Origin of the sequence: Micromonospora sp. NPDC049204 (assembly GCF_040647935.1) — a bacterium.
GTDB lineage: Bacteria > Actinomycetota > Actinomycetes > Mycobacteriales > Micromonosporaceae > Micromonospora.
The window spans coordinates 125,977-148,570 of record NZ_JBEZDC010000013.1; the positions used below are offsets into that span (position 1 = coordinate 125,977).

Below are 22,594 nucleotides of genomic sequence, written 5' to 3' on the forward strand. Positions count from 1 at the left end.
ATCCCGTTCGGTGCGGGTCAACGGGGTGCCGTACACTTGCTGATCGTTGCCGCCTTAGCTCAGTCGGCTAGAGCGACGCACTCGTAATGCGTAGGTCGACGGTTCGATTCCGTCAGGCGGCTCAGTAGGAAAAGGGCCTCTGGCCTCGGGTGGAAGCCCGGGAGCCAGAGGCCCTCTTCTGTGCCTTCAGGAGTCACAGCGGCGCGAGGATCATCAGGATCTCGTCTCGGTCATCGCCCTCGCCAAACCGCAGCGCCCCGGGCCACCGGCCGATCTCCTTCCAGCCGAGCCGACCGTAGAAGTCCTCCAGGCCGGCTCCACCTCGCGCGCACAGGCGCAGTTGTTCAAACCCCATCTCGTCACGGCCGATCTGCCGAACCCGATGCATCATCGCTGCGCCGATCCCGCGACCTCGGTGGTCGGGATGTGTCTGGACGCGGTTGACGGTGCCCCAGTGAGCCACGAGCGGATCCTCGTGACGGAACAGGTGCAGCCAACCTGCCAGTGTCCCGTCGACCACCGCCAGCAGGAGCCTGCTGCGCTGAGGATCAAGGCCGGCGATGAGGCGTTCGGCCACGGGAGCCACCTGTTCCGATCCGACGGGTGGGAACGCGAAGCCGACGGCACCGCCCAGGTTCGCTACCGCGATCCAGCATTCGACCAGCTCGCGTATCTGGCGGGCACTGATCTCGGACGGGTGACAGATCTGCTTGAACTCCACAAGGTCATGGCGGTTCATGACGGGAAGTATCGCGTATCGCGCCATCGGAAACATCAGCGCGCGAAAGTCACCGCGCTCTGGGCGCAGTCCCCCGCCACAGACCAGCACCCGGACCGGCGCCGACCCGCCGTGCGGACCACCGCGGCGGTGGCTTGATGCCAATATGGCCCACATGCAGCCTGCTCCGCGGGACGCCGCCACCACTGCGTCACCTGACGGCTCCACCATCCTGGCGTACGGCGAGCCACCCCGCGGCGGGCGAAGCACCCTGCTGATGGTCGGTGCTGCCGTCGCGGTCCTCCTGGGCTTCGATGCCGCGCCGTCGAATCGTTCGCCGGAGTCACGGCCGCCGCCCCAGCCAGCGGCCCCCACGGCTGCGGCGACGTCGGCTGGACCGGTGGCCTCCACCGCCGCGAGTCCAATCGCGACCCTGGAGCCGGCGAAGCGCTTCATCAAGAGCCGCGAGAAGCCATTCAACGGGGCATATCAGTCGGACATCAACGACAAGTTACTAGCTTCCACCTACCGCGGCGGTCGCTCCCTGAGTCTCTTCCGGGATCCCGCAATCACGACGCTGCCGGATCGCGTGGACGATGTCGCGCCGGAGTATCTGCGTGTCGACGGCGTTGAGGTTCGCGTCTACCGAACGGTCAGCGGCGAGGGAATTCAGCAGGCGGAGTGGATCCGCAACAGGATGTACTTCGTCCTGTTGTGGTGGCCTCCGCCAGATCCATACCAGATCTCCGAATCGGACATCCGGTGGATTGTCGGCGCCTCCATCAGCGGGCGTTTCTGAACACTTTCCGGCCTCGGCGCGACCGGCGCCGATCGCGCCCGGCTCGACGAATCATCGAGCCGGGCGCGTTGAACTAGTTATGCCACGAAGCGGGCACGGCGTCGGCGTCCGATCAGGTAGCCCGCGCCGCCGAGGAGCAGAAGCGCAGCGCCAATGCTGGCCACGATCATGGTGTTGGCACCGGTCACGGGCAGCCCGCCGCCGTCACCGCCGGCAGCGGCCTCGCTGGCGGAGGACGTCGGGGTCGGTGCAACGGTCGTCGTCGCGCTGGTCGTCGCGCTCGGCGTGGCGGTGGTCGTCGCGCTCGGCGTCGCGATCGGCGTGGCAGTCGACGTGGCGCTGGGCGTCGGCGTGGGCTGCGACGCGCAGTCAGCCGTACGTGCGGCGTACAGGTCGTTGTTCAGGTAAGCCAGGTAGGTGTCGACGGAGTCGGTTTTGAGCGTGTTCTGTGCGGCCTCCTTCACGTTGGTGCCAGCGCCCGTCATCGTCTGGTTCACCGCGATCCGCAGAGCCACTGACCAGGCCGTGTAAACGTCCGCCTTGAGGAAGGCCCGCAGCTCTGCCGAGGTGCCGTCCAGCGGCTTCTGGAGGGCGTCCTGCAGAGTGGGCAGCTTGTCCTTGCCTGCCGCTGCCAGGATCTGAGAGGCCAGCACCCGTACCTGGACAACGGTGGCGGTGTCCAGATCGATGGTGACAAGCTCGCGGATATCCTTGTACACCTTGCGCTCGACTGTCTGGCAGGCCGCGTTCAGCCCGGGCGATGGTGGTTGAGCCGCCGCCGGTGCGGCCGGAATCAGCAGCGCCAGCGCAATGAGGGCGCCGGCCGGGAACTTCAATCGCATGTTGGTTCTCTCCCCGTTATAGATCAAAACATGAAGATGTTACCGACGGCGAGCGAGAACGCAAGAAGCGGTGGCTGCTGTGGACCGTGCAATGAGGAAGGCCGCACCTATGGACCGCAAAAAGGCGGACCATGGTTACACTTCGCATTCATGCGCTGACCCAATGGGGCCAAGGGTTCGGTAGGAAAGGGCCAGAGGCTGATGTCCGTACCCTCGTGATCAACAGCGTTGGTTGGGGTGCGCTATGCCGGGAAGGTTTTGTCCGGGTCTTCGTGGCCGGTCAGCGGGACGCCCGTCTGATCCGTGGCCTCACGGGAACTGCGCAGCGTGCCGACGGCCGTCAACCCCGCCCCGGCGAGCGCGATCGCCGTCTCCACGGCCGACGACACCTCAAGGGAGTCTTCCCACGACGTGCTCACCACCATCCCCAAGACCAGGAAGACGCTCTGGTGAGGGTGGGCCATCTCCCACCACCCGGACCACACTCCGGCGAGATCCGAGTACGCGTTCGCCGTTGTGAGGGACAGCAGGAACAACCCCACCGGGAGCAGCCAACGGCGGTCGGCCCGCCATCCGGACAGCGCGAGTGCCCCGATGGACACGAGGGTGGCGAGCAGCGCCGGCCAGACCGTCCCGAGCAGGTCCGGCAGCGGATAGTCGACGAACTCCCGGGTCGAGTCCAGCCCGAACCAGGCGAGCAGCAGCAGCGCGACGGCCGCCGTCGCCACACCCCGCCGTCTGCCGCGGGACGGTAGTGCCACCACGGCGGCCGAGAGACAGACAACGCCGAGCGCCACGCCAAGCGCGGCGAGCCGTTGCCTGTCGATCGACTCGCGCCACGGCCCCAGGTTGGACGTCTCCGCTGCCGCTGGCCCGTAGGTCACCCAGCCCACGTCGACGACCTGCTCCTGATGCCAGAACAGTCTCTTGGCCGCCACCACGGCGAGGAGCACGACACCGGCGGCGACGGCCCACCGCACCCGGCGCGCGCCGCGATCCAGCAGGACGTAGCCGAGCAGTGCGAGCAGCATGACCAGGCCGAATTGCATCGATGCGGCTGGCATGGCGAGCAGCGCCGCCGCAGCCGAGAGCAGGCCGCCCGCGACGGATGCGACGAGCAGGCCGAACGGGAGACGCATGGCCGAGATCCTGACACGTGAGTCGGACGTGCGTGGCCCGGCGGCAGACCCACCCGTTTGACCGGGGCTACCTTCGGCGGGCCAGGTGTTGCAGCGTCGCTCGAATGACGGTCTTCTCCTCCGCCGAGACGTTGGGATCCATCAGGATGCGTGCGACCGCCCGCAGGTCGGGGTCGGTGCTCGGGTCGGGCGTGGGTGATGGCGGCGCGCCGTCCCAGCCCAGTATCTGCGAGGCCACCGAGCGCGGGATGCCGAGGCCGTCGCAGAACTGCTGGACCTGGGTGCGCTGCGGGTTGGCTATCTCGGCCCGGCGCCATCGGTAGATCGTCGAGCGGCCGATGCCGGTGCGCTGCTCGACGTCCTCGATGGACATGGCGCGTTCTCGGACGGCCTCGTCGAGGGCGCGTTTGATGAACCGCGCGAACGCGATGACCCGGGGATCTTGGCTGGCACTCGCTGACACAGGGTGATCGTAAGTGCCGCATGTGGGACTCCGTTGCCGGACCCGAGTGTAGTGCCAGATTCGGCTCCGGCTGCTGGCCAGCGAGGCGGCTTGACGGGCCGCTTCCTGCTGCGATTACGGAGAGCAGCCCTGTCAACAAAGATCGACCACCATTAACCGAAAGTACGTGTCATTGCCACACTTGGCACTGAGTGGTGGACGCGGTACCGTCAGTGCCACAAATGGCATTACCAGTGCCAGACCTGGTCCGTGGCGAGCGAGTCGCCGCGTGCGTACGGGGAGAGTCGATGAATCTACGTCCTGTGTTGGTGAGTGCCGCCGCCCTTGTCCTCGTGGCGATCGGCCTGTCCATTCCGTCGGGGACACCCGTCGCCGCCCAGGCCGCGGCTGCCGCCGCCTGCCCGGAGCCGGCGCGACCCACGGTGAAGATTCTGACCGTGGGTGACTCGATCACCGCGGGCGCGACGATGACCGCATCGGAGACCGCCGGCTACCGCGAGGAGTTGGGGTGGCTGTTCGGTCAGTTCTGCCAACCGTACGAGTTTGTCGTCGCCGCCGCCGGAGGCACCACCTGCAACTACTGGTCGTCGCGGATGGCGGGTCTGGTCACCACGCACCGGCCCGACGTGATCCTGCTGAACTGCGGGACCAACAACAACCTGTCGAACGCCACCTCGGCGCAGATCACCGCCTTCGAGAGCACCTACCGCGCGCTCTTCGACACCGCGCTGGATCTGGACCCGGACGTGCTCATGTACCCGTCCTGGGTGCAGTACAGCTCCGGGCACGGCACCGACGGCTGCACGACCCCACCCGGTCCAAGTCCCGCCTGGCTCCCGGCGAGCGAAGCCAAGGTCAACGACGCGATCTACCGCAGCATCAAGGTGATCGACGAGTACGGCAGCCGCGTACCAAACTTCATCGACTACCAGCCCATCCCGGAAGGCTATCTGGACCAGTGCGGCGTGCACCCCACGCCGGGCGGCTACACCGTGATGGGCCGGCTGGCATTCAACACCATCGCACCCCGGCTGGGCCTCCCGACGGCACCGCTGCCGTGCGGGTTGGTGGGCCGGCGGCCGGGCTACCCGGTCGGCAACTGGGTTCCCTGCGCCAGGATGAACCTCAACTGAGGCGGGTCCGGTCACTGCGGTGACCCGACGCGCCACCGGGCAGCGACCACCTTTCTGCCGGCTCTGCCCATCCTGGGTAGGGCCGGCTTCGTCGTTGGTCGATGAGCGCAACCAGCCCGCTGACCAAAGCGTGTGTCCGTGCAGTGGGCTCGCTTCGGCTGGACGGGTGCGAGATCATGTTTATCTGCCGAGCTTTCCTCCGGCCCAATCCCGGCAGGTCAGTGCGGCAGCTCCGTACCTCACGTGGATCGGGACGACGCCTACCGGGGGGAGGCTGCATGTGGCTCGAACAGGGTGGCATCGCCCCTTCCGGTGTGGCATCGCCGCCGCGGCCTGGTGTGATCCCAGCCCTCGCGGTGCGCCGTCGTTCCGATGCCCGGGCGCCGGGGGTGGGCGGCACGGTGACCGGCGCCGCGCACCCGCCGAGCATCCTGGTCGCTGCGTTCGTTCCGTCCCTCGCGCAGCGTCTCTGCCGACTGCTGCCCCGCTCCGACGTCCCGTAGGTGGCAGGACCGGACCTGGCCCCCGCCCGGCCTGATGTGGCTCACCCGCCGCGTGACGGGTGGCGTGACCGATGCCAGCCGCCCGGTGTGCGCCCGGCTGGAGGTGACCCGACCTCAGATCCCCTCGTACCGCCGCCCCAGCGCAGATCGGAGCCCCTCGTGGATACTCGCACTCAGTCAAAGGCCGCGAATGTCGTCATCGCCGTCGCCGGACTCTGCTGGCTGGCCACTGTGCTGGTCGCCGCGATCGACTGGGACGGCGCGGTGTCCGGCCGAGCCTTCGCCGTTGGGGCCATCGCCGCCGCCGCTTCGGTCGCCGCCGTCATCGTCAACAGCCGACAGTTGGCCGGAGGCATCAAGGTCGTGGTCATCTCGGTGGCCCGGGCACCCCAGCAGGCGTACTGGCGTGGTTATCAGGACCGGGGCACCGACACGCGGCCCGGTGGTGGTGACGACGACACTCCCGACCTGATGAGCATCGGCTACTGACCCGGGCGTACGACGCGCCGTCCTGACGCAGTCCCGGCGCTGGTCCAGCTCCTGGCCGACGTCCTATGGACAGCGGACGGACGGCGACCGGCGCTAGCATCCGACCATGATCACGGGGGTCGGTAGGCCAGGGGTGCGCGTCGTCACCGCGTCCAGTGCGTTGTTGGGGCTGAGTGGGCTGGCCCGGCTCGCGCAGGTAGCCGCCGAGGCGGTGGATCAGAACACCTACCAGAGAGCGCACGAGGAGGCAGGCACGCCAAGCAGCTTCGCTGCCGTGGGGATGGTGTTCCAAGCGGGTGTCGGCCTGGTCGTGGCACTGACTGCCCTCGCCATCCTGGCGCTGGCGCTGGCCAACCTCGCCGGCCGGAACTGGACCCGGATCGTCACCTGGGTCCTGGGTGGCGTGACGGTGGCGTTTTCGGCCGCGTGGCTGATCCTGGGCCTCCTCCCGATTGACACCAGCGACGTCCCGGACAGCACCGACTGGGACCGGGTGGATGCAATCGCGGACCAACTGATGCCCGGGTGGGTCGAGCCGGTGAGCACCGTTTCGGGGCTCGTGGCGTCGCCCGCACTGCTGGTCGCCATCATCCTGCTCGCGCTCCCATCCGCCAACGCCTACTTTCGGTGGCGTCGTGCGGTGCCGGACCCGGCGTATCCGGAGCAGAGGCCGCCGCTGGTTCGTGCCGGTACGTAGTTCGGGCCAGCACCTGCGAACGACGCCAGAGCGACTCGTTCGTACGGAAGTGTCAGTCCTTGCCAATACGGTTCGACCGTGACCACCGATTCCCCGGGGACGCTGCCCACCCCCGCCGACGAGGCCCGGTTGTGGGCCCTCATCGAGGCGGCCTGGGCCGAGCTGGGCGCCGAACCCTTGGCGCTGCGGCAGGCCCTCATCGAGCGCGACCCCGCCGATGACGACGGCGACGACGGCACGTCCTACGCGATCGACGCCTGGCTGGACGCCTTCCTGGACCGCCTTCGGCAGTTGACGGTCGGGCTGACCGGGCAGGAGTTGACAGATCTCGACCGGGTGGTGGAGCGCAAGCTGTACGACATCGATCGGGAAGACATCCACGAGGTGACCGACGGGTCGGACGACGGCTTCCTCTACGCCCGAGGTTTCATCGTGGCCCTGGGGCAGGCGTATTACGAGGCGGTCCGCGCCAACCCGGCGATGGCGCTGCTGGATGCCGACTGCGAAGGCATGTGTTATCTCTTCGCGCATCTACACGACGATCGGTTCGGTTCGCGGCCGGAGACCGGCTCCGGCATCACCCGGGAGTCGTTCGGCAATCGGGCCGGCTGGTCGGCCTGACCGAAGCTCAGGCCTTCTCGAGCACGATCAGGCGATACTCCAGCCAACGCCGCGCCAATCCAGCCTGCAACGCGGACCCGCCAACCATGTTGGCCCACAGGGGAATCTCGACAAGACGGTCGCGAAGGCGGGGCACGACGGCTGTGGCGCCCACGGCCAGCTTGACCACGCGGTCGCGGGGCCGACCGAGGCGCAGATACGAGGTCAGATCCAGGTCCTCGACCACGCGCAACCCAGCGCGCTCAGACATGGCGTCCAGCTCGGCCACAGTGTGCAGACTCCCGATCCGCCAGCCGGCGCGGAACTGGTCGAGGCAGCGCTCGCGTGCGGCGAGCCCGCGATCCTTGTCGGTCAGCCAGTCGTCGCACAGGATCAGGCGGCCTCCGGGGCGCAGCCGATCCGCAAGGGACGGGAGGAGATCCTTCAGCGACGGCGAGTGGACCACCGCCTCCACGGCGACCATGGCGTCGTAGTGCGGTCCCGCGGGCAGTTCGGCGAAGTCGGCGCAGATCACCTGACAACGGTCGGTCAGTCCCTCGCGGGCGAACCGTTTCGCTGCGATCTCGGCCTGCACCCGGCTGATGGTCACGCCAGAGATCAAGCCATCCACCGCCCGGGCCAGGCGAACCATCGTCGCGCCGACGCCACAGCCAAGGTCGAGCACCCTCGCGTCTCCCGCAGGCACGTGGCCGCGCAAACGCTCGATCATCAGGCGGTTGACGGTGTCCATGGCATCTGCGGAGGTCACGGCATCCGGAGTCCACACGCCCCGGTGGATCGCGTCACTGCCTGGGCTCTCGGCAACCAGGAGGAACCGACGCGTGTTGTTGTCGTAGTAGTCAGCGACGCGGTCAACGTGGCCCGCCGCGCCTCGTTCAGTTGACGAGCTCATCGACGGAAGCTACCAGGCGAGCCTCATCACCGTGACCCTCGGTGAGCGTAGGTTGACGGGATCAGGTGTAGATGTTCTTGGCGTACTCCGGGCCGTAGTGCCGCTCCAAATCTTGCAGGCTCACCATGGGCGCCTCGACCTCCTTGATCAGGCGGGCGCGGGACGGCAGCAGGTCGGGCTGCCAGGTCTCCGGCTGCCACAGCGCGGACCGCAGGAACGCCTTCGCGCAGTGATAGAAGATCTGCTCGATCTCGACCACCACGGCGAGCACCGGCCGGTGCCCCTTGACCATCATGTCGTCGAACCAGGGAGCGTCGCTCACCAGGCGGGCGCGCCCGTTGATCCGCAGTGTGTCGGTGCGGCCCGGGATCAGGAAGAGCATCCCGACGTGCGGGTTGTCCAGGATGTTGCGGTAACCGTCGGCGCGCTTGTTGCCCGGCCGCTCGGGCACGGCGATCGTCGTGTCGTCCAGCACCAGGGCGAAGCCGGCCGGGTCGCCCTTGGGTGAGACGTCGCAGCTGCCGTCCGCGCCAGCGGTGGCCAGCAGGCAGAACGGCGAGGCGGCGAGCCACTCGCGGTCCCGCTCGTGCAGGCGACGGCGATCCTTGTTGGCGGCCCGTGCGCTCGGCACCCCGAGCAGGTCGCGAAGCTCCTCGTGCGAAGTGATCTCCACCGTCACGTGATCCTCCCTCAGGCGTTGACCCGTTGGCGGGCACCGCCGCTTGTCAGCCTAGGCCGCCGTGACCAGGGTGAGGTTTGTGCCCGGTCGCCGGGGGTAGGGCCTCACCCGACGCGCCCGCCGCACGAGAACCGTTCCGCAGGACGCCGACACGTGGAGGCCGGAGATGGAGAGCCGACTCAAGGTACTGGGTCACCCAGTCCATCCGATGCTCGTCATGTTCCCGGTCGCGCTGCTGGCCACGGCGGTGCTGTTCGACGTGGTCGACACCGTCGGTGGCCCCGACCTGCTCGGCGAGGTCGCGTACTGGAACATCACCGTCGGCCTGATCGGCGGTCTCCTCGCGGCGGCGGCCGGCTCGTTCGACCTGCTGGCCATCCCGACCGGCACCCGGGCCAAGCGGGTGGGTCTGCTGCACGCCGCCGCCAACGTCGCGGTGATCCTGCTCTTCGCCGCGGTGTGGGCCGTCCGGCTCAACGCCGACTCCCGGGCCGCGGGCGGTGCCCTCGTCGCCATCGAGGTGGTCGCGGTGGGGATCCTCGGCATCAGCGCCTGGCTGGGCGGCGAGTTGGTCGACCGGCTCGGTGTGGGCGTCGACCGGGACGCCGGCCTGGACGCGCCCAGCTCACTACGGCCGCCCACGGCCACGCAGCGGATCGGAGAGGTGTGATGAGTGAGCAGCAGAACAGCGGATTCGGTCGGGGCTGGCGGGGTGGTCGGCAGCAGGGCTGGGATCCGATGGGGGAACTGCAGTCACTGCGCGCCGAGCTGAGCCGCCTGGTCGGTGGCCGGGCCGGTGCGTCCGACGTCGAGCTGACCGAGACCGCCGACGGCTGGGAGGCCGTCGTCCGGCTGCCCGGGGTGGCGCCGGAGGAGGTGGCGGTGGAACTGGACGACCTCGAACTGTGCGTACGGGCCCGCTCCGAGGCGGAGGTCAACGCCGACCAGGGCATTCCCGGCGGCTTCGAGACGCGAGGCTTCGAATACCGCATCAACCTGCCGTCGCGGGTCGACCCGGAGGCCATCGACGCGGTCATGGACCATGGCCTGCTCCGGGTCCGGTTGCCCCGGGCGACCCGACCCGCGCCGCGCACCATCACCGTCGGTCGCACCGGGCCGCGCTCCGGCGACCTTTCCACTGGTACGCCGATGCCGGCCGACCCCGCCGCGGACCGGGAGCTGCACCGCCCGGACACCGCCGGCGAGGTCGACCGAACGTAGCTGCTGCGTGGTCACTCAGTCCCTGCTCGGCCCGACGGCCGGGCGCGTCGAAGACGTGCACCGCATCGCGGTGTTGCGCGCCAACGCCCTCGGCGACTTCATCTTCGCCCTGCCGGCGTTGGACGCGTTGCGTGCCGCGTACCCCGGGGCGGAGATCGTGTTGCTCGGAGCGCCGTGGCACGCGAAGCTCCTGCGCGACCGGCCGGGCCCGGTGGACCGGGTGCTCGTGGTGCCGCCCGCGCCCGGCATCCGTGCTGCCGAGCCCGGCGAGTCGGAGTCGTCGATCGATGACTTCCTGGCCGCCGCTACCGGGTTCGACCTGGCGGTGCAGATCCACGGCGGTGGCGCCAACTCGAACCCGCTGATCAGTCGCCTCGGTGCCCGGGTGACCGTCGGCCTGCGCGCCGACGACGCGCCGCCGCTGGACCGGTGGCTCCGCTACGTCTACTACCAGCACGAGGTGATCCGCTACCTGGAGGTGGTGGGGCTGGTGGGAGCGCCGGCCACCACCATCACCCCGACGCTCGCGGTGACCGACGCCGATCGGGCCGAGGCCGCCCGGGTGCTCGGCTCGGCGGACCGGCGCCGGGTGGCGCTGCACCCGGGCGCCACCGACAACCGCCGCCGCTGGCCCGCCGAGCACTTCGCCGAGGTGGCGCGTGCGCTGCACGAGGACGGCTACGAGGTGCTGGTCACCGGCACGCCCGCCGAGCAGGAGGTGGTGGACCGGGTCGTCGCCGCGGCTCGGGTGCCGGTGCGCCCACAGGTGGGTACGCTCAGCCTGGGTGGGCTGGTCGGTTGCTACGCCGACTGCGCGTTGGTCATCTCGAACGACACCGGCCCGCTGCACGTGGCCGCCGCGGTGGGCGCGCCCACGGTGGGCATCTTCTGGGTGGGTAACCTGATCAACGGGGCCAGCCCGCTGCGGGGCCGGCACCGGCCGATCAGCTCGTGGACGGTGCACTGCCCGGTCTGCGGGGTCGACTGCACACCGGGCATCTATCCGCACCGACCCGGCGACGGTGAGTGCCCGCATCGGGACTCCTTCGTCGCCGACGTTCCGGTGATCGAGGTGCTGGAAGCCGCCCGGGAGTTGCTCACCCGGTAGTTCAGGCCGGCTGCGGGCTGTCCTCGTCGGCGAGGACGACCTCCCACGCCTCCACGTCCCGGTCGGTGACGGTGGTGGGGGACTCCAGGTGGTACGCGCCGCTGGGCAGGATGCCCGCACCGCCGTAACGGGCCAGCACCGCGAGCTGCGCGGCCACGTCCTCACCCTGGTGCTTCTCCTGCACCCGACGCCAGAAGTCGAAGCCGCCGGCGTCGACGAGCTTGGCCCGGTCGTAGAGCACGCACCCGCCGATCCAGGAGACCTTGTACGCCCGCCACGCCCCCGGCGGCAGCGCCAGTCGATCGGTGATGTGCAGCAGGTTCGCCGCCGAGTGGATCCGCGCGCGGTTCCACTCCGGGGTGTCGGGTCGGATCCGCTCCGGCGTGGGCGGGCCGGCCCACTCCTCGTAGTGCCCGTGCGAGTCCGGCCGCACGTCATCGGCGTACGACAGCCCGTGCACTCCGTTGCCGACGAATCCGCAGCCCAGCTCCCCGATCGCCGTCACCAACCGGTGCAGCGTCCCCGGTTCCAGCCAGACATCGTCGTCGAGGCTGAGGACGTACCGGGCGGTCGAGGAAGCGAGCAGGTACGCCCGGTGTTCGGCCAACCCCCGGCGGGGCAACCGGCGGGTCAGCAGCACCGGGTGACCCCGGTGCCGCAGCGCCCGGACCATGGTGGCCGCGGCGGGATGCGCGTACGCCGGATCCCCGTCGGACTGGTCGCTGACCACCACCCCGAAGCCGGGTACCCCGTCCTGGGCGGCGAGTCCGCCCAGGGTGACCGCCAACTCGGCGGGTCGGTTCCGGGTCGGAATCAACACGTCGACCAGCCGGTCGGTGCGGAACTCCGCCGGGGTGCCGAGGTCGAGGGGGCGGTTCACGACGCCTGGGTACGGGAGCTGAGCGACGGGTCGGGCTCCCGCTCAGCGGTGGGCGGCGACGTGTCCTGGCTGTGTGACCGGATCCGCTCGATGATCGCCGAGGTGGACCGGTCCGGCACGTACCCCAGGGTGTGCACCTGGCCGCCCAGCCGGCGCACCAGCGGCGCCTCCGGCACCAGCTCCGGCGGGTAGTCCCCGCCCTTGACGTAGATGTCCGGCCGGACCGCCTCGATCAGCGCGGCGGGTGAGTCCTCCTCGAAGACCACCACATGGTCCACACAGGCGAGTGCGGCGAGCAGGGCACCCCGGTCCTCGACCGGGTTGACCGGCCGGTCCGGACCCTTCAGCCGGCGTACGCTGCCGTCCGAGTTGACCGCCACGATCAGCAGGTCACCCAGTGCGCGGGCCTGCTCCAGGTAGCGCACGTGCCCCCGGTGCAGCACGTCGAAGCAGCCGTTGGTGAAGACCACCGACCGTCCCGCCTCGCGGTACTCGGCGACGATCGCGTCCAACTCGTCGGTGCCGACCAGCGCGGGATGGCTCATCGTCTCGGTCGGCTGGCCGAGCGCGGTGAGCAGATCCTCCCGCCGGCACACGCAGGTGCCGGTGTCGGAGACGGTGATGGTGGCCGCCAACTGGGCGAGCTGGGCGGCGGTGGTCAGCGGCGCCTCGGCGGCCAGGGCCAACGTCATCGCCGCCAGGTACGCGTCGCCGGCGCCCACGGCGTGACTCGCCGGGACCGGCGTGCTGTGACTGCGCCGTGGCTCCCCGTCGGCGCCACCCACCACCGCCCCCTCGGTGTCCAGGGTCACCGCGACCACGTCGGCGCCGGTGTGCGCGCGCAACTCCGCGAGGCGCGACTCCGCCAGGACGGCCCGGTCGACGCCCTCCCCGGCCCGGGTGTTCACGGTGACGCCGGTGCCGGTGACGCTGAGCCCGTCGCCGGTGAGAGCCACCCGGTCCTCGCCCGGGGTGGGCTCACCGACCGGTCCCGGGTGGTTCTCGGTGACCTCGTCGGCGCGTACCCCGCCCGGGGCCGCGCCCACGCTCAGTTCGGACGGGCCGTCGGACGGGTCGCCGTGCGGGTGCTCCAGGTGCAGGTCGATGCCGGTGGTCGGTCGGGTCGTCGCGCCGGCTCGGGCCAGCAGCCGGGTCGCCTCGGCGAAGCTGGGCGTGACAACTGTCGGTGCGAGACCCCGCCAGTCGGCCAGGTCGTGGGCGTCCAACGCGACGGTGGCGTACCGCTCGCGTTGCTCGACCAGCCACGCGCGGACCGGCGCGGGCAGCGCACCCAGGCCGTAGTCGCAGACCACCAGGGTCGGTGCCTGCCCGCCGGCGGCGGCGCGCAGCTCCTCGGTGGCGCAGCTCAGGGCGGTGAGCAGTCGGGTCACGCCCTCCGGGTCGAGCGCGTCGTCCGGGTCTCCGGAGTCCTCGCGGAGCAGGATCTGGTTGCCGGCCAGCATCCGCCGCTTGACCGGGGTGGGCCGTCCGGGCTGGTTGACCGTGCGGTCCCAGACGCCCGCGCGGTCCAGACAGTCGTGCAACTCGTCACCGGCCACGTCGGCGCCGACCGGTGCCACCAGCACCGCCCGGCCGCCGAGGGCGGCGACGTTCACCGCGGTGTTCGCGGCCCCACCGGCGGCGGAGATCCGTCGGCGCAGGGTGAGGACCGGTGCGGGCGCCTCTCGGCAGAGCCGGTCGGAGTCGGCGAACCGCCACTCGTCCAACATGGCGTCACCGACGATCAGGACTGGGCGTTCGAGCCAGCTCTCCACGACGGTGGCGAGCCGGCGCTGTTCCGCTGCTGCTCCTGCCATGCCTCCCCGGGTCCCCAGCGCCCTCCTGGCCAAACCTGAGCCGCGCCTGACCTGCGGCTGTGTCCCCACCGTGCCCTTAGCGCCCGGCTGGGTCGTTTCGGACGTCCGGAGGCGGGAAGGGAATTGAGGTAACCCCGGAAAGGAGATGTACCGAGATGGCAGCGCAACTACAGGGCAAGCGGATCGCCTTCCTGGCCGCCGACGGCGTCGAGGAGGTCGAGTACGTCCAGCCGCGTGAGGCGGTCGAGAACGCCGGCGCGACCGTCGAGTTGGTCTCGCTCAAGCCCGGATCCATCCAGTCCTTCAACCACCTGGACCAGTCGAAGACGTACGACGTGGATGTGACCGCGGACAAGGCGGACGCCGACGGCTACGACGCGCTCGTGCTCCCCGGAGGTGTCGCGAACCCGGACTTCCTGCGGAGCGACCCGGACGCGGTGCAGTTCGTGAAGGCGTTCTTCGAGGCGGGCAAGCCGGTCGGGGTGATCTGCCACGGTCCGTGGACCCTGATCGAGGCGGACGTGGTGCGCGGCCGACGGATCACGTCGTGGCCCAGCCTGCGTACCGACCTGACGAACGCCGGCGCCACCTGGGTCGACGAGGAGTGCGTCACCGACGGCAACCTGACCAGCAGCCGCAACCCCGACGACCTCCCCGCCTTCTGCGAAGAAATCACCAAAACCTTCGCCGCCTAACCCCCTTTGCCTCGGTGATCAAGAGGTTTGCGTCAGTCTGGGCCGCGAAAATGACGCAAACCTCTTGATCACCGGTGTGGAGGGCAGGGGAGGGGGTCCGGTGAGGGCTGGCGGGGTGGGTTTTTTGCGGGGTTGGGCGCATGTTCTGCGGTGTGCGGGATAGAAGGGCACATGACCACCGAAGCCTCCGCCGCGCCGGTGCTGAATCGTCAGCAGATCCGGCTGCTCATGTTCGGCCTGATGACCGGCATGCTGTTGGCCGCACTCGACCAGACCATCGTCGGTACGGCCCTGCCGACAATCGTCGGGGAACTGGGCGGGATCAACCACTACTCGTGGGTGGTCACCGCGTACCTGCTCGCCTCGACGGCGTCGACGCCGCTCTACGGCAAGATGGCCGACCTGTACGGGCGCCGCCCGGTCTTCCTCTTCTCGATCGGCACGTTCCTGGTCGGGTCGCTGCTGGCCGGGCTGTCGCAGAACATGACCCAGTTGATCATCACCCGGGGCATCCAGGGCCTCGGCGCCGGCGGTCTCCTGACGCTCGCGTTCACCATCATCTCGGACGTGGTGTCACCCCGTGAGCGTGGGCGCTACCAGGGCCTCTTCGGTGCGGTCTTCGGGATCTCGTCGGTGGCCGGGCCGCTGGTCGGCGGGTACTTCGCGGAGACCGACTGGCGGTGGATCTTCTACATCAACGTGCCGCTGGCGATCCTGGCCATCGTGGTCTGCTACCACGTGATGCGGCTGATTCCGTTCGAACGGCGGGACCACTCGATCGACTGGCTCGGTGCCGGGCTGCTGGTCGCCGGGGTGAGTTCGCTGCTGCTCGCGCTGAGCTGGGGTGGCAACGAGTACGCCTGGGGATCGGGTGTGATCATCACGCTGTTCGTCGTCGGTGCGGTGCTGGGGGTGCTCTTCGTCCTCCAGGAGGCCCGGGTGGCCGAGCCGATCCTGCCGCTGCGGCTGTTCCGCAGCGCCACCTTCGCCCTGGCCAACTCGGCGCTTCTGGTCATCGGTCTGGTGATGTTCGGTTCGATCATCTTCATCCCGCTGTACCTGCAGATCGTCAAGGGCGCCTCGCCGACCCGCAGTGGTCTGCTGATGCTGCCGATGATGGCCGGCATCATCATCACCTCGATCCTGACCGGTCGCGCGATGACCCGGATCGGCCGGTACAAGTGGTTCCCGGTGGCCGGGTCGGTGACGCTGCTGGTCGGCATGTTCCTGTTCACCCGGCTGGAGGTGAGCACCTCCCTCTGGGTGGCGTTCGGGTTCATGGTGGTGATCGGCATCGGCCTGGGTCTGTGTATGCAGTCGCTGATCCTGGCGGTGCAGAACGCGGTGTCCGTCCGCGACCTGGGCGCCGGCACGTCCTCGGCGACCTTCTTCCGGTCGCTGGGTGGTTCGTTCGGAGTGGCGATCCTCGGCACGGTGCTCTCGTCCCGGCTGGCCAGCGGGCTCGGTGACCGGCTGCCCGGCGCGATCGCGCAACTGCCGCCGCAGGAGCAGGCCGCCGTGGCGGCCAGTGGCGGCACCAACATCTCGATCAACGATCCGGCCACCATCCTGGCCCTGCCGGGGCCGGTACGCGCGGCCATCCAGGGCGCCTTCGTCGACGCGCTGGACATGGTCTTCCTGACCGCCGGCCTGATCGCCATCGTGGCGGTGGTGGTCACCCTGACGTTGCCGAACACGCAACTGCGGGGTGCCGGCCCGCAGGGTGCCACCGGCGGCGCCGACCCGCTCGGCGGTGAGGCCCCGGCCCCGGGCGGCAAGCCGCTGACCCGCGAGTCCAAGGAGGAGGCCGCCGCCGACATGGAGGCCAAGTCCCAGACGATGATCTGACCGGTGCCGGCCGGCCAGTTGTCCCGACCGCGGCCTGAGGCAACCGGCCGACCGTCGTGATCGACTCGGGGTCAGTGAAGTCGGGGTGTCCAGGTGGTAGGGACGCCCCGACTTCCGTGAGTCGGAGTTGACCTGGAGGGCGAAAGGGTCAGGCGGGGCGGCGGTAGACGCCGTACCACCAGGTCGCGGCCAACTCCCGGGCGGCCGCCGCGTCGGTCTCGGGGTCGGCCGAGGTCGTGCTGACGTGGTCGGCCAGGAAGCGGTCGCCGCCGACCACGATCAGCCGGCTGGCCGTCGTCACGTCCAGGTCGGCGGGGGTACGCCCGGCCTTCTGCTCGATCCGGAGCACGTCGACGGTACGGGTGACGAACTGCTCCAACCCCGCCGCCCAGTACTCCCGGACCACCTCGTCGTACGCGGCGACCTCGCTGATCGCCGCCAGCACCGGGGCGTACGTCCGGTATATCCGGATCACGTCGGCGAAGATCTCGGTGAGCACTGCGAGCGGATCACCCGAATCGCCGGGGTTCCACTCGCCGGTGCGGCCGAACGAACTCTCCCGCATCGTGCCGGCGAGGCGCATGAGCAGCTCGCTCTTGTCCCGGAAGTGGGTGTAGAAGGTCGACCGCGCCACCCCCGCCTCGGCGGCGATCCGCTGGACGCCGAGGTCGGTGAAGCGAGCCCCCTGCTGAAGCAGTCGCTCGGTGGCCGCCAGCACCCGGGCCTCGACGGCGGCTCGCCCGTCGGGGTTGCTCGGGCGGCGGCGGGTGATCGAGGGCATAGCCGGAATCCTAGGTGGCCAGGTGCTCGATCGGCGACGTACGCTCGTTGCCGGACACAGTGTCCGACATGGTGACCAGGGAGCGCCCGACCGTGGCCTCCGAACTCCGCCTCACGAGGAGCGACACGTGAAGTACCGACTGCTGGGCACCACCGGGGTGTACGTCTCGGAGATCTCGCTCGGCGCGATGACCTTCGGCGGCAGCGGGCACCCGCTCTGGGGCACCCTCGGCGGCCTGGCGCTGCCCGAGGTGCAGCGGCTGGTGGACACCGCGCTGGACGCCGGGGTCAACTTCGTCGACACCGCCGACGGCTACAGCGACGGCGAGAGCGAGGAACTGCTCGGCAAGGCGCTCGGCAAGCGGCGTCGCGACGTGGTGCTGGCCACCAAGGTCCACTCCCGGACCGGCCCTGGCCCGAACGACGTCGGCACCTCCCGGCTGCACATCATGCAGAACCTGGAGGACAGCCTGCGGCGGCTCGGCACCGACCACATCGACCTGTACCAGATCCACAACTTCGACCAGGTCACTCCCATGGAGGAGATGCTGCGCGCGCTCGACGACGCGGTCCGGCAGGGCAAGGTCCGCTACATCGGCGCCGCCAACTTCGCCGCCTGGCAGCTGTCCAAGGCGCTGGGCATCTCCGCCCGGGAGAAGCTGGCCGGCTTCGTCTCGGTGCAGGAGTACTACTCCCTGCTGGGTCGCGACGTCGAGCGCGACGTGGTGCCGATGGCACTCGACGCGGGCATCGGGCTGACCGTGTGGAGCCCACTCGCTGGCGGTTTCCTCTCCGGCAAGGTCAGCCGGGACGGCGCCGTCGCCGACAGTGGTGCCCGTAGCGCCCAGCCTGGCTACGCCAGCTTCACGCCGTTCGACCCCGAGACCGCCTTCGGCGTGGTCGACGTGCTCAAGGGCGTCGCGGAGCGGCACGAGGTCAGCCCGGCCCGGGTGGCGGTCGCCTGGCTGCTGTCCCGGCCGGCCGTGACCAGCGTGATCGTCGGTGCCCGCAAGCACGAGCAGCTGGTGGACAACATCGCCGCCGCGGACCTCACGCTCACCGCGCAGGACCTGACCGAGCTGGACGAGGTCACCAAGCTGCCGGTCGCGTACCCGAACTGGATCCAGGAGGGGTTCTTCGCCGGCCTCCGTCACCCGCAGTGAGGCACGGCCTCCGGGGTCGCCCTACTTGAGGATGAGTCGGTTGGTCTGTTCGAAGACGTCCAGGTCGGCAAGGGTTTCGGTGACCGAGGTGGAGAGCGGGGCGGGGAAGCGGTCGCGGGGAAAGAAGCCGGCGTCGGTGGTCTCGTCGGTGACCCGGGCGAGCTGCCCGTCCCACTCCTCCACCTTGAACGCCGTGGTGAAGACCTGGTACGTGTGCCCGTACATGTTGGTGCTCGTCCGGTCCGGGCCGGTGTAGAGGGCGAACGCGCAGACCCGCAGCGCACGGAGCCCGGTCTCCTCGCGGACCTCGCGGACCGCGCAGTCGGCGATCGACTCGCCCAACTCCATCGCCCCGGCCGGCATGGCCCACTGGCCGTTGTCCGAGCGTTGGATCAGCAGGATGCGTCCCGCGTTGTCGCTGACCACGGCGCGGGCACCGACGAACATCAGCGTCCGATCCCCGGCGAGCGCGCGCAACTGCCCCACGTACGAGTCGGCCCAGGAAATGCTCACCTGCGACAACTTACGGGGGTTCCCAACGTGTGACCGCCGACACTAGCTTGTTACCCATGCGTAGCACGATGATGGACGCCCCTCTGCAGGTCTCCCGGATCCTCGATCACGGCGCAGGAGTGCACGGCTCTGCCGAGGTGGTCACCTGGACGGGCGCCGAGCCCCGCCGGATGACGTACGCCGAGGTGGGTCGCACCGCCGCCCGGCTGGCACACGCGCTGCGCGACGAGTGTGGGGTGACCGGCGACGAGCGGGTCGCCACCTTCATGTGGAACAACAACGAGCACCTGGTCGCCTACTTCGCGGTGCCGAGCATGGGTGCGGTGCTGCACACGCTCAACATCCGGCTCTTTCCCGACCAGGTCGTCTACATCGCCAACCACGCCGAGGACCGGGTGGTGCTCGTCGACAGCACGCTCATCCCGCTGCTCGCCCGGGTGATCGGTGAGCTGACCACGGTGCGGCACGTCGTGGTGGTCGGTGGCGGTGACCCGGCTCCGCTGGTGGCGGCGGCCGGTGACCGGATCACCGTGCACCACTGGGACGCGCTGCTCGCCGACCGGCCCGAGGTGTACGACTGGCCCGAGGTGGACGAGCACGACGCCGCGGCGCTCTGCTACACCTCCGGCACCACCGGCAACCCGAAGGGCGTGGCCTACTCGCACCGGTCGATCTACCTGCACTCGTTGCAGGTCTGCATGCCGGAGGGTTTCGGTCTCGGGCCGACCGATCGCGAGTTGGCCATCGTGCCGATGTTCCACGCCATGTCGTGGGGTCTGCCCTACGCGGCCTTCCTCTCCGGCGCGTCGCTGATCATGCCGGACCGGTTCCTCCAGGCCGCGCCGATCGCCGAGATGATCGCCGCCGAGCGGCCCACCCTGGCCGGCGCGGTCCCGACGATCTGGACGGATCTGCTGGCCTACCTGGACACCCACGACGTGGACACGTCCTCGCTCACCGAGGTGATCGTCGGCGGCTCGGCGTGCCCGCCGGCGCTGATGCACGCGTTCGACGAGCGGCACGGAATCGACGTCATCCACGCCTGGGGGATGACCGAGATGTCCCCGCTGGGGTCGGTCTCCCGCCCGCCGGCCGGTGCGACCGGCGAAGAGGCCTGGCGTTACCGCTACACCCAGGGGCGGGTGCCGGCGGGCGTGCAGGCGCGGATCGTCGGCCCGTCCGGCGACCCGATGCCCGCCGACGGCACCGCCGTGGGCGAGTTGGAGGTCCGTGGGCCGTGGGTGACCGCCCGGTACGTCGGTGACGACGCCCCGGACGAGGAGAAGTTCCGCGACGGCTGGTTGCGCACCGGCGACGTGGGCACGCTCTCGCCGGACGGGTACATCACCCTGACCGACCGCGCCAAGGACGTGATCAAGTCCGGCGGTGAGTGGATTTCCTCGGTCGAGCTGGAAAACGCGCTGATGGGTCACCCGGCGGTGCTGGAGGCGTGCGTGGTGGGCGTGCCGGACGAGCGGTGGGACGAACGTCCGCTGGCCACCGTGGTGGTCCGGGAGGGCGCCTCGGTGACCGCCGAGGAGTTGCGGGACTTCCTGGCCGGCTCGGTGGCGCGCTGGCAGCTGCCCGAGCGCTGGGCGTTCATCGACACGGTGCCGAAGACCAGCGTGGGCAAGTTCGACAAGAAGGTCGTCCGTTCGCGGTACGCCGACGGCGAGCTGAGTGTCCGGGAGCTGACAGCGCCGTAACGTTTCCTCCGGCACTGTCGCCGCGCGGCGGGGAGTGTCACGCGACATTCCTCCGCAGGGGCGGCCCCGGCGTTCGCACCGCGCCGGGGCCGCCCGTTCCACGCGGGGTGACCCGCATAGTCATTGTTGCGAAACTTGTTCGCCTCTGTCCTGATGACGGGGAAATCGGGTGGTCAGCGACCCGATCAGGCGTCGCTCGTGGCGATGAGCACCTTGCCCACCGTCGAGTCCTCCACCGCCTGGTGCGCCGCGGCCGTCTCGGCCAGGGAGTAGGTGTGCAGCGGCAGGCCGGCATCGGCGCCGACCCGCAGACCGCCCTGGTCGGCCGCCGCCGCCACGTCCTTGACGCCCTGCGCCTTGGCCGCCTTCGGCTCGGTGTAGACCAGCACGAACTGCCACCTGGCGTTCGGCACCATCATCGCCCGGATCGGGATGCTCACCTCGTCGCCGCCGTCGTCGGCGTACATACAGACCGCGCCGCCGTGCCGCAGCACCTGTGCGTCGATTGCGGCGTTGCGGGCAGGGGAGACCTCCACGATCGTGTGCACCCCGTCGGGAGCGATCTTGCGGACCTCCTTGACCACGTCCTGCTCCCGGTAGTTCACCACGTAGGAGGCACCGGCAGCCGCCGCGAGCTGGGCCTTCTCGGCGCTGCTCACCGTGGCGACCACCGTGGCGTCGGCCCAGCGGGCGAGCTGGATCGCGGCGTTGCCCACCGCGCCCGCCCCGCCCTGCACCAGCACCGTGTGGTCGGCCAGCGCACCGGCGCGCAGCGTGTCCGGCATGAACTCGCCGGCGGTCAGGCAGCGGTGCGCGGTGAGGAACGGAATGCCCAGGGCCGCCCCCAGCTCGAACGGGGCGTCGCCGAGGCGTACCGCCTGCCGGACCGGCACCAGCGTGTATTCCGCCGCCGTGCCCCACGGCCGCTGCCAGGCGGCCTCCCAGATCCAGACGCGCTCACCGATCAGGTCAGGGTCGACCCCGTCGCCGACCGCCTCCACCACTCCCGCGCCGTCCTGCCCGGGAATCTGCCAACCCTTCGGCGCGAAGGAGCGCCGGGACTTCCAGTCGGTCGGGTTGACCCCCGACACCGCCATCCGGACCAGAACCTCGCCGGCCCCCGGCTCGGGCACCGGCCGATCGACCAGCTCCAGCACCGAAGGGTCGCCGGTCTGCTCGTACACGATCGCTTTCATTGGTGGTCTCTACCCCTCTCGGCCGGCGTCAACCCAGGCTCTCCACCAGCTCCGGGGTCAGCTCCCCGATCGCCCCGAGCGTCACCACGGCGAGCCGGGCGGCATCCGGGTCGAGTGGGTAGGACCCGTGCGGCACGGCCACCACCCGCATCCCCGCCGCGGCGGCCGACCGCACCCCGTTCGACGAGTCCTCCACCGCCACACAGCGGGCCGGGTCGACGCCGAGGCGCTCAGCGACGCTCAGGTAGACGTCCGGTGCCGGCTTGCCCCGCTCGGTCTGCTCGGTGGAGAGGGTCGCCCCGAACGCGTCGGTCAGACCGGTGGCGGCCAGCGCCGCCTCGATCAGGCGGGTCGGCGACGAACTGGCCAACCCCAGCGGCCACCGTGCGGCCAATCGGCGGACCACCTGGTCGGCGCCGGCGATGAGGGGTACGTGGTCCCGGTAGCGTCGGGTCATCTCCTCGACCACCTCGACGGCGACCTGCTCGGCGGTGCGGCCGACGCCCAGCTCACCGCTGAGATAGTGGGCCCACTCGCCGGTGCTCATCCCCATCAGCCGACGTTGCGTGTCCGGCTGCCACGTCCCGCCGTGCGTCGCCACGTACGCCCGGCGGACCTCCTCCCACACCGGCTCGGAATCCACGATCACGCCGTCCAGGTCGAAGACCACCGCATCAGTCACGCGCCCATCC

At 70.1% G+C, this 22,594-nt stretch carries 24 protein-coding genes and 1 tRNA gene; 13 read left to right on the forward strand and 12 right to left on the reverse strand.

Annotation, left to right across the window (positions count from 1 at the left end):
• The first annotated feature begins 48 nt into the window (after positions 1-48).
• A tRNA-Thr gene (locus AB0A90_RS23745) sits at positions 49-122 on the forward strand.
• A gap of 71 nt (positions 123-193) precedes the next feature.
• On the opposite strand, the gene AB0A90_RS23750 is transcribed toward AB0A90_RS23745, so the two are convergent.
• On the reverse strand, positions 194-739 hold the full coding sequence (locus tag AB0A90_RS23750; protein ID WP_357251738.1) for a GNAT family N-acetyltransferase: 546 nt from the start codon (positions 737-739) through the stop codon (positions 194-196).
• Between the two features lie 145 nt (positions 740-884).
• Between AB0A90_RS23750 and AB0A90_RS23755 the strand changes: the two genes are divergently transcribed.
• Positions 885-1,517, forward strand: a complete 633-nt coding sequence (locus tag AB0A90_RS23755) for a hypothetical protein (protein ID WP_357251741.1) — start codon at positions 885-887, stop codon at positions 1,515-1,517.
• A 77-nt stretch (positions 1,518-1,594) separates the two neighbouring features.
• On the opposite strand, the gene AB0A90_RS23760 is transcribed toward AB0A90_RS23755, so the two are convergent.
• The 3 genes from AB0A90_RS23760 to AB0A90_RS23770 all read right to left on the reverse strand — a co-directional run bounded on the left by AB0A90_RS23760 (position 1,595) and on the right by AB0A90_RS23770 (position 3,961).
• Positions 1,595-2,359 (reverse strand): LPXTG cell wall anchor domain-containing protein, encoded by a 765-nt coding sequence (locus tag AB0A90_RS23760; protein WP_357251744.1) that lies wholly within the window; start codon positions 2,357-2,359, stop codon positions 1,595-1,597.
• Positions 2,360-2,601: 242 nt separating this feature from the next.
• Entirely contained in the window at positions 2,602-3,498 is an 897-nt protein-coding gene (locus AB0A90_RS23765) for an aminopeptidase (RefSeq protein ID WP_357251747.1), read from the reverse strand.
• 67 nt (positions 3,499-3,565) lie between these two features.
• Positions 3,566-3,961 (reverse strand): helix-turn-helix transcriptional regulator, encoded by a 396-nt coding sequence (locus AB0A90_RS23770; protein ID WP_355027340.1) that lies wholly within the window; start codon positions 3,959-3,961, stop codon positions 3,566-3,568.
• A 287-nt stretch (positions 3,962-4,248) separates the two neighbouring features.
• Between AB0A90_RS23770 and AB0A90_RS23775 the strand changes: the two genes are divergently transcribed.
• From AB0A90_RS23775 to AB0A90_RS23790, 4 genes are all read left to right on the forward strand, one after another.
• Positions 4,249-5,094 (forward strand): SGNH/GDSL hydrolase family protein, encoded by an 846-nt coding sequence (locus AB0A90_RS23775; protein WP_357251749.1) that lies wholly within the window; start codon positions 4,249-4,251, stop codon positions 5,092-5,094.
• Positions 5,095-5,756: 662 nt separating this feature from the next.
• Positions 5,757-6,086 carry a hypothetical protein gene (locus AB0A90_RS23780; RefSeq protein WP_357251751.1) on the forward strand — a complete coding sequence of 110 codons (330 nt, stop codon included), beginning with the start codon at positions 5,757-5,759 and terminating at the stop codon, positions 6,084-6,086.
• Between the two features lie 133 nt (positions 6,087-6,219).
• Complete coding sequence (locus tag AB0A90_RS23785; RefSeq protein ID WP_357251754.1) at positions 6,220-6,783, forward strand: hypothetical protein; 564 nt, start codon at positions 6,220-6,222, stop codon at positions 6,781-6,783.
• 78 nt (positions 6,784-6,861) lie between these two features.
• Entirely contained in the window at positions 6,862-7,404 is a 543-nt protein-coding gene (locus tag AB0A90_RS23790; RefSeq protein ID WP_357251757.1) for a DUF4240 domain-containing protein, read from the forward strand.
• A gap of 7 nt (positions 7,405-7,411) precedes the next feature.
• Here AB0A90_RS23790 and AB0A90_RS23795 read toward each other — a convergent pair whose 3' ends face one another.
• Positions 7,412-8,296, reverse strand: coding sequence for a methyltransferase domain-containing protein (locus AB0A90_RS23795; protein ID WP_357251760.1), 885 nt, complete (start codon positions 8,294-8,296; stop codon positions 7,412-7,414).
• A 61-nt stretch (positions 8,297-8,357) separates the two neighbouring features.
• The gene (locus tag AB0A90_RS23800) at positions 8,358-8,975 is read right to left on the reverse strand and encodes a pyridoxamine 5'-phosphate oxidase family protein (protein ID WP_357251763.1); all 618 of its coding nucleotides are present in this window, start codon (positions 8,973-8,975) and stop codon (positions 8,358-8,360) included.
• Positions 8,976-9,141: 166 nt separating this feature from the next.
• Here AB0A90_RS23800 and AB0A90_RS23805 point away from each other — a divergent pair, with 166 nt between their 5' ends.
• The 3 genes from AB0A90_RS23805 to AB0A90_RS23815 are packed head-to-tail and all read left to right on the forward strand — an operon-like array spanning position 9,142 to position 11,304.
• A complete protein-coding gene (locus AB0A90_RS23805; protein ID WP_357251767.1) occupies positions 9,142-9,645 on the forward strand; it encodes a DUF2231 domain-containing protein in 504 nt (167 codons plus the stop codon).
• Complete coding sequence (locus AB0A90_RS23810) at positions 9,645-10,196, forward strand: Hsp20/alpha crystallin family protein (protein WP_357251768.1); 552 nt, start codon at positions 9,645-9,647, stop codon at positions 10,194-10,196. Before AB0A90_RS23805 ends, AB0A90_RS23810 begins: the two co-directional genes overlap by 1 nt.
• Before the next feature lie 7 nt (positions 10,197-10,203).
• On the forward strand, positions 10,204-11,304 hold the full coding sequence (locus AB0A90_RS23815) for a glycosyltransferase family 9 protein (protein WP_357251771.1): 1,101 nt from the start codon (positions 10,204-10,206) through the stop codon (positions 11,302-11,304).
• A gap of 1 nt (position 11,305) precedes the next feature.
• Here AB0A90_RS23815 and AB0A90_RS23820 read toward each other — a convergent pair whose 3' ends face one another.
• Positions 11,306-12,184 carry a glycosyltransferase family A protein gene (locus AB0A90_RS23820; protein WP_357251774.1) on the reverse strand — a complete coding sequence of 293 codons (879 nt, stop codon included), beginning with the start codon at positions 12,182-12,184 and terminating at the stop codon, positions 11,306-11,308.
• Entirely contained in the window at positions 12,181-14,001 is a 1,821-nt protein-coding gene (rfaE2, locus tag AB0A90_RS23825; protein WP_357251777.1) for a D-glycero-beta-D-manno-heptose 1-phosphate adenylyltransferase, read from the reverse strand. The genes AB0A90_RS23820 and rfaE2 overlap by 4 nt, the downstream gene beginning before the upstream one ends.
• Before the next feature lie 155 nt (positions 14,002-14,156).
• Here rfaE2 and AB0A90_RS23830 point away from each other — a divergent pair, with 155 nt between their 5' ends.
• Positions 14,157-14,696, forward strand: coding sequence for a type 1 glutamine amidotransferase domain-containing protein (locus AB0A90_RS23830; RefSeq protein ID WP_357251781.1), 540 nt, complete (start codon positions 14,157-14,159; stop codon positions 14,694-14,696).
• Between the two features lie 171 nt (positions 14,697-14,867).
• Complete coding sequence (locus AB0A90_RS23835) at positions 14,868-16,544, forward strand: MDR family MFS transporter (protein WP_357251784.1); 1,677 nt, start codon at positions 14,868-14,870, stop codon at positions 16,542-16,544.
• 148 nt (positions 16,545-16,692) lie between these two features.
• On the opposite strand, the gene AB0A90_RS23840 is transcribed toward AB0A90_RS23835, so the two are convergent.
• Complete coding sequence (locus AB0A90_RS23840) at positions 16,693-17,325, reverse strand: TetR/AcrR family transcriptional regulator (RefSeq protein ID WP_357251787.1); 633 nt, start codon at positions 17,323-17,325, stop codon at positions 16,693-16,695.
• A gap of 127 nt (positions 17,326-17,452) precedes the next feature.
• Here AB0A90_RS23840 and AB0A90_RS23845 point away from each other — a divergent pair, with 127 nt between their 5' ends.
• On the forward strand, positions 17,453-18,487 hold the full coding sequence (locus AB0A90_RS23845) for an aldo/keto reductase (RefSeq protein WP_357251790.1): 1,035 nt from the start codon (positions 17,453-17,455) through the stop codon (positions 18,485-18,487).
• A gap of 21 nt (positions 18,488-18,508) precedes the next feature.
• Here AB0A90_RS23845 and AB0A90_RS23850 read toward each other — a convergent pair whose 3' ends face one another.
• The gene (locus AB0A90_RS23850) at positions 18,509-19,000 is read right to left on the reverse strand and encodes an NUDIX domain-containing protein (RefSeq protein WP_357251793.1); all 492 of its coding nucleotides are present in this window, start codon (positions 18,998-19,000) and stop codon (positions 18,509-18,511) included.
• A 71-nt stretch (positions 19,001-19,071) separates the two neighbouring features.
• Between AB0A90_RS23850 and AB0A90_RS23855 the strand changes: the two genes are divergently transcribed.
• On the forward strand, positions 19,072-20,706 hold the full coding sequence (locus AB0A90_RS23855) for a fatty acid--CoA ligase (protein ID WP_357252051.1): 1,635 nt from the start codon (positions 19,072-19,074) through the stop codon (positions 20,704-20,706).
• Positions 20,707-20,891: 185 nt separating this feature from the next.
• Here the strand turns inward: AB0A90_RS23855 and AB0A90_RS23860 are convergent, their stop codons facing one another.
• Entirely contained in the window at positions 20,892-21,902 is a 1,011-nt protein-coding gene (locus AB0A90_RS23860) for an NADPH:quinone reductase (RefSeq protein WP_357251796.1), read from the reverse strand.
• A 28-nt stretch (positions 21,903-21,930) separates the two neighbouring features.
• Positions 21,931-22,584, reverse strand: a complete 654-nt coding sequence (locus AB0A90_RS23865) for an HAD family phosphatase (RefSeq protein WP_357251799.1) — start codon at positions 22,582-22,584, stop codon at positions 21,931-21,933.
• Between the last annotated feature and the right edge of the window lie 10 nt (positions 22,585-22,594).

Bases quoted from the DNA above. Each gene is read 5' to 3' on its own strand.
- AB0A90_RS23750 (WP_357251738.1), bottom strand. From the start codon at position 739: ATGAACCGCCATGACCTTGTGGAGTTCAAGCAGATCTGTCACCCGTCC.
- AB0A90_RS23755 (WP_357251741.1), top strand. From the start codon at position 885: ATGGCCCACATGCAGCCTGCTCCGCGGGACGCCGCCACCACTGCGTCA.
- AB0A90_RS23760 (WP_357251744.1), bottom strand. From the start codon at position 2,359: ATGCGATTGAAGTTCCCGGCCGGCGCCCTCATTGCGCTGGCGCTGCTG.
- AB0A90_RS23765 (WP_357251747.1), bottom strand. From the start codon at position 3,498: ATGCGTCTCCCGTTCGGCCTGCTCGTCGCATCCGTCGCGGGCGGCCTG.
- AB0A90_RS23775 (WP_357251749.1), top strand. From the start codon at position 4,249: ATGAATCTACGTCCTGTGTTGGTGAGTGCCGCCGCCCTTGTCCTCGTG.
- AB0A90_RS23795 (WP_357251760.1), bottom strand. From the start codon at position 8,296: ATGAGCTCGTCAACTGAACGAGGCGCGGCGGGCCACGTTGACCGCGTC.
- AB0A90_RS23805 (WP_357251767.1), top strand. From the start codon at position 9,142: ATGGAGAGCCGACTCAAGGTACTGGGTCACCCAGTCCATCCGATGCTC.
- AB0A90_RS23810 (WP_357251768.1), top strand. From the start codon at position 9,645: ATGAGTGAGCAGCAGAACAGCGGATTCGGTCGGGGCTGGCGGGGTGGT.
- rfaE2 (WP_357251777.1), bottom strand. From the start codon at position 14,001: ATGGCAGGAGCAGCAGCGGAACAGCGCCGGCTCGCCACCGTCGTGGAG.
- AB0A90_RS23830 (WP_357251781.1), top strand. From the start codon at position 14,157: ATGGCAGCGCAACTACAGGGCAAGCGGATCGCCTTCCTGGCCGCCGAC.
- AB0A90_RS23835 (WP_357251784.1), top strand. From the start codon at position 14,868: ATGACCACCGAAGCCTCCGCCGCGCCGGTGCTGAATCGTCAGCAGATC.
- AB0A90_RS23840 (WP_357251787.1), bottom strand. From the start codon at position 17,325: ATGCCCTCGATCACCCGCCGCCGCCCGAGCAACCCCGACGGGCGAGCC.
- AB0A90_RS23855 (WP_357252051.1), top strand. From the start codon at position 19,072: ATGGACGCCCCTCTGCAGGTCTCCCGGATCCTCGATCACGGCGCAGGA.
- AB0A90_RS23860 (WP_357251796.1), bottom strand. From the start codon at position 21,902: ATGAAAGCGATCGTGTACGAGCAGACCGGCGACCCTTCGGTGCTGGAG.